The following is a 12,506-nucleotide window of genomic DNA, read 5'->3' as shown; positions in this document are numbered from 1 at the left end:
CCGCCGTCAGTCCTCGCCGCCCTCCAGATCGCCCTCGGTCTCCAGGTACACCTGCCGCAGGCCCTCCAGCACCGCCGGGTCGGGCTTCTCCCACATGCCGCGCGACTCCGCCTCCAGCAGCCGCTCGGCGATGCCGTGCAGGGCCCAGGGGTTGGCCTGCTGGAGGAACTCGCGGTTGGTCTCGTCCAGGACGTAGGTCTCGGTGAGCTTGTCGTACATCCAGTCGGCGATCACGCCGGTGGTGGCGTCGTAGCCGAACAGGTAGTCGACGGTGGCGGCGAGTTCGAAGGCGCCCTTGTAGCCGTGGCGGCGCATCGCCTCGATCCACTTGGGGTTGACCACGCGGGCGCGGAAGACCCGGGAGGTCTCCTCGACCAGCGTGCGGGTGCGGACCGTCTCGGGGCGGGTGGAGTCGCCGATGTACGCCTCCGGGGCGGTGCCGCGCAGGGCGCGGACGGTGGCCACCATGCCGCCGTGGTACTGGAAGTAGTCGTCGGAGTCGGCGATGTCGTGCTCGCGGGTGTCGGTGTTCTTCGCGGCCACCTCGATCCGCTTGTACGCGCTCTCCATCTCCTCGCGGGCCGGGCGGCCGTCCAGTTCCCGGCCGTAGGCGTAGCCGCCCCACACCGTGTAGACCTCGGCGAGGTCGGCGTCGGTGCGCCAGTCGCGGGAGTCGATGAGCTGGAGCAGTCCGGCGCCGTACGTGCCGGGGCGGGAGCCGAAGATCCGGGTGGTGGCCCGGCGTTCGTCGCCGTGCTCGGCCAGGTCGGCCTGGACGTGGGCGCGGACGTGGTTGGCCTCGGCCGGTTCCTCCAGGGAGGCGGCGAGGCGTACGGCGTCGTCGAGCAGGCCGATGGTGTGGGGGAACGCGTCGCGGAAGAAGCCCGAGATGCGCAGGGTGACGTCGACGCGGGGACGGCCCAGCTCCTCGGCCGGGACGGCCTCCAGCCCGGTCACGCGGCGGGAGGCGTCGTCCCAGACCGGGCGGACGCCGAGCAGGGCGAGCGCCTCGGCCACGTCGTCGCCGGCCGTGCGCATGGCGCTGGTGCCCCACAGCGAGAGGCCGACGGAGGTGGGCCATTCGCCGTTGTCGGCGCGGTAGCGCTCCAGCAGGGAGTCGGCGAGGGCCTGGCCGGTCTCCCAGGCGAGGCGGGAGGGGACGGCCTTGGGGTCGACGGAGTAGAAGTTGCGGCCGGTCGGCAGGACGTTGACCAGGCCCCGCAGCGGGGAGCCCGAGGGGCCCGCCGGGACGAAGCCGCCGTTGAGGGCGTGCACGCTGTGGTCGATCTCGGCCGTGGTCGCGGCGAGCCGGGGCACGACCTCGCGGGCGGCGAACTCCAGGATCGCGGCGACCTGTTCGCCGTGCCCGGTGGGGACGGCGGCCGGGTCCCAGCCCGCGTCCTCCATCGTCTGGACCAGCGCGCGCGCCTTCGCCTCCGCCTCGTCGGCGGTGGTGCGGGTGGCGGCGGACTCGTCGAGGCCGAGGGCCTCGCGCAGACCGGGCAGGGCGGTGGTGCCGCCCCAGATCTGGCGGGCGCGCAGGATGGCGAGGACCAGGTTGACGCGGTCGGCGTCGGCCGGCGGGGCGCCGAGGACGTGCAGGCCGTCGCGGATCTGGGCGTCCTTGACCTCGCAGAGCCAGCCGTCGACGTGCAGCAGGAAGTCGTCGAAGCCGTCGTCCTCCGGGCGGTCGTCCAGGCCCAGGTCGTGGTCGAGCTTGGCGGCCTGGATGAGGGTCCAGATCTGGGCGCGGATCGCGGGGAGCTTCGCCGGGTCCATGGAGGAGATCTGGGCGTACTCGTCGAGGAGCTGCTCCAGGCGCGCGATGTCGCCGTAGGAGTCGGCGCGGGCCATCGGCGGCACGAGGTGGTCGACGAGGGTGGCGTGGACGCGGCGCTTGGCCTGGGTGCCCTCGCCGGGGTCGTTGACCAGGAAGGGATAGATCAGCGGAAGGTCGCCGAGGGCGGCGTCGGGGCCGCAGGCGGCGGACAGGCCCGCGTTCTTGCCGGGCAGCCACTCCAGGTTGCCGTGCTTGCCCAGGTGGATCATCGCGTCGGCGCCGAAACCGCCGTCGTCGGCGCGGGCGGCGATCCAGCGGTAGGCGGCCAGGTAGTGGTGCGAGGGCGGGAGATCGGGGTCGTGGTAGATCGCGATCGGGTTCTCGCCGAAGCCGCGCGGCGGCTGGATGAGGATCAGCAGGTTGCCGAAGCGCAGGGCCGCGAGGACGATGTCGCCCTCCGGGTTGCGGCTGCGGTCGACGAACATCTCGCCGGGCGCCGGGCCCCAGTGCTCCTCGACGGAGGTGCGCAGTTCCTCGGGGAGTTCGGCGTACCAGCGGCGGTAGTCGGCCGCCGGGATACGGACCGGGTTGCGGGCCAGCTGCTCCTCGGTCAGCCAGTCCTGGTCGTGGCCGCCGGCCTCGATGAGGGCGCGGATCAGCTCGTCGCCGTCGCCGGAGGCCAGTCCGGGGACGTCGGCGCCCCCGAAGTCGTAGCCCTCCTCGCGCAGGCGGCGCAGCAGGGCGACCGCGCTGGCCGGGGTGTCCAGGCCGACCGCGTTGCCGATGCGGGAGTGCTTGGTCGGGTAGGCGGACAGGACGAGTGCGAGGCGCTTGTCCGCGTTGGCGATGTGGCGAAGTCGCGCGTGCCGTACGGCGATCCCGGCGACCCGGGCGGCGCGCTCGGGATCGGCGACGTAGGCGGGGAGGCCGTCCTCGTCGATCTCCTTGAAGGAGAACGGGACGGTGATCAGCCGGCCGTCGAACTCGGGGACGGCGATCTGGCTGGCCGCGTCGAGCGGGGAGACGCCCTCGTCGTTCTCCTCCCAGGCGGCGCGCGAACCGGTCAGGCACAGGGCCTGGAGGATCGGCACGTCGAGGCCGGTCAGGGCGCCCGCGTCCCAGGACTCGTCGTCGCCGCCGGCCGACGCCTCGGCGGGCTTGGTGCCGCCCGCGGCGAGGACGGTGGTCACGATGGCGTCGGCGGCGCGGAGTTCCTCGATCAGTTCGGGCTCGGGGGCGCGCAGGGAGGCCACGTACAGCGGGAGCGCACGGGCGCCCTTGTCCTCGATCGCCTCGCACAGGGCGCCCACGAAGGCGGTGTTGCCGCTCATGTGGTGGGCCCGGTAGTAGAGCACGGCGACGGTCGGGCCGTCGGTGTCCGCGGCCTCCCGGGGCAGCGGCCCCCAGGAGGGCGCGGGGGCGGGGGCGTCGAAGCCGTGCCCGGTGAGCAGGACGGTGTCGGAGAGGAAGCGGGCCAGCTGCTCCAGGTTGGCGGGGCCGCCGTGGGCGAGATAGGCGTGGGCCTCGGCGGCGATGCCGACCGGGACCGTGGAGGCGGCCATCAGCTGGGCGTCGGGGGCCTGTTCACCGGTGAGGACGACGACCGGGCGGCCGTCGGCGAGCAGCAGGTCCAGGCCGTCCTGCCAGGCGCGGATGCCACCGAGGAGGCGTACGACGACCAGGCCGGTGCCGTCGAGGAGGTCGGGGAGGTCCTCCAGCGCGATCCGGGAGGGGTTGGCGAAGCGGTACGGGACCGGGCCGGCCGCCGCTCGGGCGCTGAGCAGGTCGGTGTCGGAGGTCGACAGGAGCAGGATGCGGGGCTGCGTCGAGCGCTCCCCGGGCGATGGCTGCATGCGGCTGCTGGCCTTCCTCGGGGTCCGCGCCCCGGGCGGTGTCGGATCGGAAGTCTCCCCTGCTCGGACGGACCGAGGGGTACGGGGAAGGGAGTTCCTGACTCGCCCGCCCCTCCTGGGACGGACTCACAGTGGCGGGACCGCGCCGGACTCACACCGGGCTTCCTCCCCTGGCGCCGTGGTGGCGTCGGCGGACCGGATGATCCGCCTAGCAGCATAGTAAGGGTCGCCTCAAAAGGGCGGAGCATACGTCCCGGATGCCGGTGGGTATGCTCGCGGCCATGCCCACGCCTCCCGTCCGATCATCGTCCCAGGCCACAGCGGTCACACGGGACCGTGGTGACGCCTGCCCGGGGACGCTGCGGCTGCACACGGCGGACGACGGGGCGCTGGCGCGGGTCCGGGTGCCCGGTGGGGTGCTGACCGTCCGCCAGGCCGAGGCGCTCGCGGAGGCGGCGCGACGGCTCGGCGACGGTGATCTTCACCTCACCTCTCGCGGCAACGTGCAACTGCGGGGGCTCGCCGACGGCTGCGGGGGCGCGCTGGCCGAGTCGCTGGACGCGGCCGGGCTGCTCCCCTCCCCCGCGCACGAACGCGTGCGCAACATCGTCGCCTCCCCCCTGTCCGGTCTCGACGGGCGGGGCCTGCGGGACGTACGGCCCTGGCTGTCGGGCCTCGACGCGGCGCTGTGCGCGAGCGCGGCGGCGCGGGAGTTGTCCGGCCGTTTCCTGTTCGCGCTCGACGACGGGCGGGGGGACGTGGCCGGGCTCGACCCCGACGTGACGGTCCGCGCGGAGGCGGGCGGCGGCGCGCTGCTGAGCCTCGGCACGGCCGAGGGGGCCCTGTCGGTCTCCGGCGAGGACGCGCCCCGGGCCGCGCTGACGGCCGCCGCGGCCTTCCTGGCGGCGGCGCGGGACAGCGGGGCGCGGGTCTGGCGCGTGACCGAACTCCCGTCCCAGGACGGGCTGCTCCCCCTGGTCCACGACCGGCTGACCGCCGCCGGGATCGAGGCGGTGAGCCGGGCGGGTACGACGACGGAAGCGGCCGGGGCCGAGGGGCCGCCCCCCGGAGCCGTCGGCGACGCCCTGTCCGTACACGCCCCGCTCGGCCGCCTCACCACCCTCCAGTGGCGGGAGTTGACCGGTCTCGCGGCCACGACCGCCCGCCGGGAACTGCGGCTCACTCCCTGGCGTGGAGTCGTGGTCCCGGTGCCGGGCCTGAGCGAGGAGCGGGCGGCCGAGGCGCTCGCCCGGCTCTCCGTGACCGGCCTCGTCACCGACCCCGCCTCCCCCTGGCTCCGCGTCGGCGCCTGTATCGGGCGGCCCGGCTGCGCCAAGTCCCTGGCGGACGTACGGGCGGACGCGACCGCGAGTCTCGACGCGGCCCGGCACGGCGGTGGCCTTCCCCTGTACTGGTCCGGCTGCGAGCGCCGCTGCGGCCACCCCCGGGGCGAGCGCGTCGACGTGGTGGCCGTGCCGGACGGCGGCTACCGGCTCGCCCGCACCACTCCCGGCCGGGATGCGCGGACCACGCCCCTGGCCGATCCCACCGGACTCGCCGCCGCCCTGGGGGAGATCACCTCGTAGGCCGGACATGAACGTGACCCGCCCGAACCACACCCGTGTGAACGACACCCGCACGAGCAACGCCCGCACGACCTTGCCCCGTACGCCGACCGAGAGCAGCGAGAAGACCACCGTGACCACCTACGACTACGAGAAGGACGGCCCGGCGATCTACCGGCAGTCCTTCGCCACCATCCGCGCGGAGGCGGACCTCGCGGCGCTGCCCGCCGACGTCAGCCAGGTCGCGGTACGGATGATCCACGCCTGCGGAATGGTCGACCTCGTGCGGGACCTGGCGTACACGCCCGACGTGGTGGCCCGCGCCCGCGAGGCCCTGCGGGCCGGGGCACCCATCTTCACGGACGTGCAGATGGTGGCCAGCGGGGTGACCCGCAAGCGGCTGCCCGCCGACAACGACGTGCTGTGCACGCTCTCCGCGCCGGGCGTCCCCGAGCTGGCGGCGAAGCTGGGCACCACGCGCAGCGCCGCCGCGATGGAGCTGTGGCGGGACCGGCTCGAGGGGGCGGTCGTGGCCGTCGGCAACGCGCCCACCGCGCTGTTCCGGCTGCTGGAGATGATCGAGGAGGGCGCTCCCCGGCCCGCCGCCGTCATCGGTGTGCCGGTCGGGTTCGTCGGCGCCGCCGAGTCCAAGGACGCGCTCGCCGCGCACCCGTCGGGCCTGGAGCACATCGTCGTACGCGGCCGGCGGGGCGGAAGCGCCATCGCCGCCGCCGCGCTCAACGCGATCGCGAGTGAGGAAGAGTGAGCGGCAAGCTGTACGGCGTCGGGCTCGGCCCCGGCGACCCGTCCCTGATGACCGTCCGGGCCGTCGAGGTGATCTCCGAGGCGGATGTGATCGCGTATCACAGCGCCCGGCACGGCCGTTCCATCGCGCGTTCGATCGCGGCGAAGCATCTGCGCGCCGACCACATCGAGGAGCGGCTGGTCTACCCGCTGACGACGGAGACCACCGACCATCCGGGCGGCTACAAGGGCGCGATGGAGGAGTTCTACACGGAGGCGTCCGCTCGGCTGGCCGCGCATCTCGACGCGGGGCGCACGGTCGCGGTCCTCGCTGAGGGCGACCCGCTCTTCTACGGCTCCTACATGCACATGCACAAGCGGCTGGTCGACCGCTACGACACCGAGGTGATCCCCGGTGTCACGTCCGTGTCGGCGGCCGCGGCCCGCCTGGGCACACCGCTCGTCGAGGGCGAGGAGGTGCTGACGATCCTGCCGGGCACCCTGCCCGAGGAGGAGCTGACCGCACGGCTCGCCGCGACCGACGTGGCCGTGGTGATGAAGCTGGGGCGGACCTTCACCAAGGTCCGCGGCGCGCTGGAGAGTTCGGGGCGGCTGAGCGAGGCCCGCTATGTCGAGCGGGCCACCATGCCCGGCGAGCGCATCGGCGAACTGGCGGACGTGGACCCGGAGTCGGTGCCGTACTTCTCGGTGGCCGTGCTGCCCAGCCAGGTCGACGCCGAACGGCCCGCGGCGCGGGAGCGGGGCGAGGTCGTCGTGGTGGGCACCGGACCCGCCGGTCCGCTGTGGCTGACGCCCGAGACGCGGGGGGCGCTCGCCGCCGCCGACGACCTCGTCGGCTACACCACCTATCTGGACCGGGTGCCCCGGCGGGCGGGGCAGGTGCGGCACGGCTCGGACAACCGGGTCGAGTCGGAGCGCGCCGAGTTCGCGCTCGATCTGGCCCGGCGCGGGCGCCGGGTCGCGGTCGTCTCCGGCGGCGACCCGGGGGTCTTCGCCATGGCGACGGCCGTGCTGGAGGTCGCCGCGCAGGAGGAGTACGCGGACGTGCCGGTGCGGGTGCTGCCGGGGGTGACGGCGGCCAACGCGGCCGCCGCCCGCGCGGGCGCCCCGCTCGGCCACGACTACGCCACGCTCTCCCTCTCCGACCGGCTCAAGCCGTGGGAGGTCATCGCCGAGCGGCTGCGCGCGGCGGCCTCGGCGGACCTGGTGCTGGCGCTGTACAACCCCGGTTCGCGCAGCCGTACCTGGCAGGTGGGCAAGGCGCGTGAACTGCTCCTGGAGCACCGGGCGCCGGACACCCCGGTCGTGGTCGCGCGGGACGTGGGCGGCTCCGGCGAGCGCGTACGGATCGTACGGCTGGCCGACCTGGACCCGGCCGAGGTCGACATGCGGACGATCCTGCTGGTCGGCTCCTCGCAGACCCAGGTGGTCAGGCGCGGGGACGGGGAGCAGATCGTGTGGACGCCCCGCCGGTATCCGGAGGGGTGAGCGGGGTGCGGCCGGGCACGGCGGCCGGGAGTCAGCGAGGAAGCCGCTCGCGCACCCAGCGGGCCGCCGCGTCCGGATCCCCCACCACGCTGACACCTTCCGGCACGGGGGGCCGGCGCACCACGACGACCGGCACCCCGGCCTCCCGCGCGGCGGTCAGCTTCGGCGCGGTGGCCGCTCCCCCGCTGTCCTTCGTCACGACGACGTCGACGCGATGTCGGCGCAGCAGTTCCCGCTCCCCTTCGAGGGTGAACGGGCCGCGGTCGAGCAGCAGCTCCGTCCGGGCCGGGTACGGGGCCTCGGGCGGGTCGACGGACCGGACGAGGAACCACAGGTCGTCCAGGTCGGCGAACGCGGCCAGACCCATGCGCCCGGTGGTGAGGAACACGCGGTGGCCGAGCGTGGGCAGCAGCCGCGCCGCCTCCGCCAGTGAGCCGACGTCGTGCCAGTCGTCGCCGGGGCCCGGCACCCAGCCGGGCCGGCGGAGCGCGAGCAGGGGAACATGGGTGGTGGCGGCCGCCCGTGCCGCGTGGAAACTCATGGTCCCGGCGAAAGGATGGGTGGCGTCGATGAGCGCGTCCACCCCGTGCTCGCGCAGCCAGGCGGCCAGCCCCTCGGCCCCGCCGAAGCCGCCGACGCGGACCTCGCCCGGGGGCAGCCGGGGGCTGGTGACCCGCCCGGCGAGCGAGCTGGTCAGCCGTAGGCCGGGGGCGTCGTGCAGCAGCTCGGCCAGGCGGCGGGCCTCTGTGGTTCCGCCGAGTATCAGTACGTGCATGGAAGTCCGGGTCCGATCATGAGCAGTGACGAGAAGCAGGGTGCCGGCGGGGGCGCCGGTACGGCGGCGGGCGGTCGCGCGGCCCAACTCAAGCACACCGGTCTGCGTCCCGGATGGACCACCGGTGCCTGTGCGACCGCCGCCACCACGGCCGCGTACACCGCGCTGCTGACCGGCGAGTTCCCCGACCCGGTGACGATCACCCTGCCGAAGGGGCAGACCCCGGCGTTCGCACTGGCGGCCGAGGAGCTGACCGGCGACAGCGCGACGGCCGGGATCGTCAAGGACGCGGGCGACGACCCGGACGTCACGCACGGCGCGCTGGTCCGGGCCACGGTACGGCCGCTGCCCGCCGGGTCCGGGGTGGTCTTCCGCGCCGGTCCCGGGGTCGGGACGGTCACCCGTCCGGGCCTGCCCCTCGCCGTCGGCGAACCGGCGGTCAACCCGGTCCCCCGGCAGATGATGCGGGACCACGTCGCCGAGGTCGCCGCCCGCCACGGCGGCGGCGGTGACGTCGAGATCACCGTCTCCGTGGACCACGGCGAGGAGATCGCCCGCTCCACCTGGAACCCCCGCCTGGGCATCCTCGGCGGTCTCTCCATCCTGGGCACGACCGGGATCGTCGTCCCGTACTCCTGCTCGGCGTGGATCGACTCCATCCGACGGGGCATCGACGTGGCCCGGGCGGCCGGGCACACCCATGTCGCCGGGTGCACGGGTTCCACGTCGGAGAAGACGGTGGTCGCCGAGTACGCGCTGCCCGATGACGCGCTGCTCGACATGGGCGACTTCGCGGGCGCGGTCCTGAAGTACGTGCGCCGGCATCCGGTGGACCGGCTGACCGTCTGCGGCGGTTTCGCCAAGCTCTCCAAGCTCGCCGCCGGCCATCTCGACCTGCACTCCGCCCGCTCCCAGGTCGACAAGGGCTTCCTCGCCGAGCTGGCCCGGCGCGGCGGCGCGGACGAGACGCTGGCCGCCGAGGTGGCCGGCGCCAACACCGGGCTCGCCGCACTCCAGCTGTGCATGGCGGCCGGGGTGCCGCTCGGCGACCTGGTCGCGGTGGCGGCACGCGACGAGGCCCTCGCCGTCCTGCGGGGCGCGCCCGTCGCGGTCGACGTCATCTGCATCGACCGGGCGGGCACGATCGTGGGCCGGAGCGGGGTGCGTTAGCCCCTCGCGACGGTCCGCAGGTAGGCGCCGAGGCGGGCGACGGCCGACGGGTTGCGGGGGCTCTCGACGAGGTCGGCGTAGTCGAGGACGAAGATCCGCCTGTGCCTGATCGCGGAGACGTCGCGCAGCGGGGCGTAGGAGAGCAGGAACTTCTTCTTCTGCTCGGCGCCGACGTCGCCGTAGTCGCAGATCACGATGGCGTCCGGGTTCCGCTGGACGACGCTCTCCCAGCCGACGGTGGTCCAGGAGTCCTCGACGTCGTGCATGACGTTGACGCCGCCGGCCTCGGTGATGATCTGCTCGGGTGCGGCGAAACGGCCGGAGGTGAAGGGCTGGTCCTGGCCGCTGTCGTAGAGGAAGACCTTGGGCTTCTTCGCGGGCGCCTTCGCGTGTACGGCGGCGATCTCCTTCTTGAACCCGGCGATCAGCGTGGCCGCCCGCTTCTCGACGCCGAACAGCTTCCCGAGGTTGGTGAGGTCGGTGTAGAGGGCGTCGAGGGGCGGCATGATGCCGCGCGAGGTCTCGGTCCGGCCGTTGCGGCAGGACTCGGTGAGGACGTACGAGGGGACGCCGAGCTTCTTCAGGGCGTCGGGGGTGAAGCCGGCGTCCTCGCGGAAGCCGTAGTTCCAGCCGGCGAAGACGAGGTCCGCCTCGGCGTCGAGCACGTTCTCCTTGGTGAGCTGGTCCTTCGACAGCCACTTCACCTTGCCGTAGCCGTCCTTCCAGGGCACCCCGCTCAGATCGCCCTTGTCGTCGGGCATCGCGTACCCGGCCATGCGGTCCTCCAGACCGAGGGCGAACATCAGCTCGGTGATCCCGACGTCGTTGGTGACCACGCGCTCGGGGACCTTGTCGAAGGTGATCTGCCGGCCGCAGTTGGTGAGGGTGACGGTCTTCTCGGCGGACGCGGACCTGCCGTCGGCGGCCGGTTCCACGGTCGCACCGCATCCGGTGACCGCGGCGGTCGCGGCGAGGCAGAGGGCGGCGGCGAGCAGCTTGCGCATGAGGGTCCTCAGGGGTGGAGGGGCCGGGGCTTCGGGTGAGGAGGAGCGCCGGGGGCTTCAGGTGGCGGAGGGGAGCAGGTCGAACAGGAGTTGGACGGCGCCGGTGACCGGATGCCGTACGGGATGGGCGCGGACCCCGAACACCTCGGCGAGCAGGTCGGGTCGGAGGACGTCGTGGGGCGGGCCGGAGGCGATGATGCGGCCGCCCGCGATCACGTACAGGACGTCGCAGTGCGCGGCGGCGAGGTTGAGATCGTGCAGGGCGGCGAGCACGGTGACGCCGCTGTCGCGGACCAGGGACAGCACGTCCAGCTGGTGGGCGATGTCGAGGTGGTTGGTGGGTTCGTCGAGGACGAGCACCCGCGGCTGCTGGGCGAGGGCGCGGGCGAGCAGGACGCGCTGCTTCTCGCCGCCGGACAGGGCCGTGAACCCCCGGTCGGCGAGGTGGTCCACGCCGGTGCGGACCATGGCCCGCGCGCAGATCTCCGTGTCGGAGGCGGCCGTCCGGTCCCGGTGCGGCAGCCGCCCCATGGCGACCACCTCGGTGACCGTGAAGTCGAACTCGGCGGACGACTCCTGCGGCAGCGCCGCCAGCATCCGGGCGGCGGCCCGGGGCGGCAGGGCGTGCACGTCCTCGCCGTCAAGCCGCACCGCCCCGGCGGCCGGGCGCAGCGCCCGGTAGACACAGCGCAGCAGCGTCGACTTGCCGCTGCCGTTGGGGCCGACGAGCCCGACGAACGCCCCGCTGCCGGCGGTGAGTCGGATGTCGTCGACCAGCCGGGCACCCGCGGCCTCGACCGTCACACCGTCGATGTCGAGTCGCATGTCAGCGGCCCCCGAACGCGTAGCCGCCGCGCCGCATCAGCAGCAGGAAGGCGGGCACACCGACCACGGCCGTGATCACGCCGACGGGCAGTTCGGCGGGGGCGAGCAGCAGCCTGGACAGCACGTCCGCCCACACCAGGAGCACGGCGCCGACGAGCGGGGCGACCGCCAGCACCCGCCGGTGGTCGGCGCCGACCAGCATCCGCACGACGTGCGGCACCATCAGCCCGACGAAGCCGATGGCCCCGCTGACCGCCACGACGGTCCCGGTCACGGCGGCGGTGACGAGGAACAGCTCCCGGCGCAGCCGCTCCGGGCGGACGCCGAGCGCGGCCGAGGTCTCGTCGCCCATGGCGAGGGCGTTGAGGGACTCGGCCCGCCGGCGCAGCCACGCCCAGCCCGCGGCCACGGTCACGGCGACGAGCGGGACCTGTGCCCAGGTCGCCCCGCCCAGGCTGCCGAGGAGCCACATCAGCGCCGACCGTGCCGCCTCGCCGCGGGCGGCACCGAACACCATGAGGGTGGTGACCGCCTCGAAGCCGTACGCCAGCGCCGTCCCCGTCAGGACCAGCCGCAGCGGGGACAGCCCGTGGGGTGAGCGGGCCAGCGCGTACACCAGGGCCATGGCGGCCAGGGCGGAGAGGAACGCCGACACCGAGAGCGCCCAGATCCCGAGCGCGGCGAACGCGCCGAGCAGGATGACCGCGTTGGCGCCGACCGCCGCGCCGGAGGAGATGCCGAGCACGAACGGGTCGCCGAGGGCGTTGCGCACGATCGCCTGGACGCCCACCCCGACGGAGGCGAGCCCGGCGCCCACGACCGCTCCGAGCACCACGCGCGGCAGCCGGATCTCCCAGACGATGGTGTACGCGGCGGCGTCCCCGGCGTGCACGGTGCCGCCGGTGAGCCCGGCCCACAGGAACCGCAGGACGTCCGGCCATCCGATGCCGGCGGCGCCCAGCCCGGTGCCGCCCACGAGCGACAGCAGCAGGAGCAGGGCGAGGCCGAGTATCAGTGGGGGCAGGGGTGTTCGGCTGGGGGCGGGGCTGCGGCGCACGGTCGGGGCGGTCCTTCGCCTGGGGCCGCCTGACGGACGTCGGTCGAGGAACGGCCCGTACGGCACGGGGGCCGTGCGGTCCCCTCTCGCAGTCCACGGCGAGCGTTCAACGGGTCGCACCACCCTCGGGCGATCGGGCTCGCGCGACGGCTGTCCGGCCGTCACGCACACCGTTGCGGGTCAGCGCCGGACTCTCACCGGACTTCCCCCGCGGGAGGCAAGGG

At 74.3% G+C, this 12,506-nt stretch carries 9 protein-coding genes and 1 riboswitch; of the genes, 4 read left to right on the top strand and 5 right to left on the bottom strand.

What is annotated here, in order from left to right; genetic code table 11:
• Positions 1-6 precede the first annotated feature (6 nt).
• Positions 7-3,633, bottom strand: a complete 3,627-nt coding sequence (gene cobN / locus ACZ6BB_RS05575) for a cobaltochelatase subunit CobN (protein WP_471614009.1) — start codon at positions 3,631-3,633, stop codon at positions 7-9.
• Between the two features lie 91 nt (positions 3,634-3,724).
• Positions 3,725-3,801: riboswitch (cobalamin riboswitch) on the bottom strand.
• A gap of 89 nt (positions 3,802-3,890) precedes the next feature.
• Here cobN and cobG point away from each other — a divergent pair.
• The 3 genes from cobG (at position 3,891) to ACZ6BB_RS05560 (ending at position 7,451) form a co-directional block, all read left to right on the top strand.
• The gene (gene cobG / locus ACZ6BB_RS05570) at positions 3,891-5,219 is read left to right on the top strand and encodes a precorrin-3B synthase (RefSeq protein WP_471614008.1); all 1,329 of its coding nucleotides are present in this window, start codon (positions 3,891-3,893) and stop codon (positions 5,217-5,219) included.
• A gap of 112 nt (positions 5,220-5,331) precedes the next feature.
• Positions 5,332-5,964 carry a precorrin-8X methylmutase gene (locus ACZ6BB_RS05565; protein ID WP_471614125.1) on the top strand — a complete coding sequence of 211 codons (633 nt, stop codon included), beginning with the start codon at positions 5,332-5,334 and terminating at the stop codon, positions 5,962-5,964.
• Complete coding sequence (locus ACZ6BB_RS05560) at positions 5,961-7,451, top strand: precorrin-2 C(20)-methyltransferase (RefSeq protein WP_471614007.1); 1,491 nt, start codon at positions 5,961-5,963, stop codon at positions 7,449-7,451. The genes ACZ6BB_RS05565 and ACZ6BB_RS05560 overlap by 4 nt, the downstream gene beginning before the upstream one ends.
• A gap of 31 nt (positions 7,452-7,482) precedes the next feature.
• Here ACZ6BB_RS05560 and ACZ6BB_RS05555 read toward each other — a convergent pair whose 3' ends face one another.
• Positions 7,483-8,226 carry a cobalt-precorrin-6A reductase gene (locus ACZ6BB_RS05555; RefSeq protein ID WP_471614006.1) on the bottom strand — a complete coding sequence of 248 codons (744 nt, stop codon included), beginning with the start codon at positions 8,224-8,226 and terminating at the stop codon, positions 7,483-7,485.
• 18 nt (positions 8,227-8,244) lie between these two features.
• Between ACZ6BB_RS05555 and ACZ6BB_RS05550 the strand changes: the two genes are divergently transcribed.
• Positions 8,245-9,396 carry a cobalt-precorrin-5B (C(1))-methyltransferase gene (locus ACZ6BB_RS05550; RefSeq protein ID WP_471614005.1) on the top strand — a complete coding sequence of 384 codons (1,152 nt, stop codon included), beginning with the start codon at positions 8,245-8,247 and terminating at the stop codon, positions 9,394-9,396.
• Here ACZ6BB_RS05550 and ACZ6BB_RS05545 read toward each other — a convergent pair.
• From ACZ6BB_RS05545 to ACZ6BB_RS05535, 3 genes are read right to left on the bottom strand one after another with little or no spacing between them, the layout of a single operon-like run.
• Positions 9,393-10,400 carry an ABC transporter substrate-binding protein gene (locus ACZ6BB_RS05545; protein WP_471614004.1) on the bottom strand — a complete coding sequence of 336 codons (1,008 nt, stop codon included), beginning with the start codon at positions 10,398-10,400 and terminating at the stop codon, positions 9,393-9,395. The two genes, ACZ6BB_RS05550 and ACZ6BB_RS05545, sit on opposite strands and share 4 nt — an antisense overlap.
• A gap of 57 nt (positions 10,401-10,457) precedes the next feature.
• The gene (locus ACZ6BB_RS05540) at positions 10,458-11,225 is read right to left on the bottom strand and encodes an ABC transporter ATP-binding protein (protein WP_471614003.1); all 768 of its coding nucleotides are present in this window, start codon (positions 11,223-11,225) and stop codon (positions 10,458-10,460) included.
• Position 11,226: 1 nt separating this feature from the next.
• Positions 11,227-12,282, bottom strand: coding sequence for a FecCD family ABC transporter permease (locus ACZ6BB_RS05535; protein ID WP_471614002.1), 1,056 nt, complete (start codon positions 12,280-12,282; stop codon positions 11,227-11,229).
• Positions 12,283-12,506: the final 224 nt, after the last annotated feature.

The sequence above is a fragment of the Streptomyces sp. NPDC041108 genome, assembly GCF_055592645.1.
Note: the sequence above shows the minus strand (reverse complement) of the source record. Positions and strands in the feature narration are given on the sequence as shown.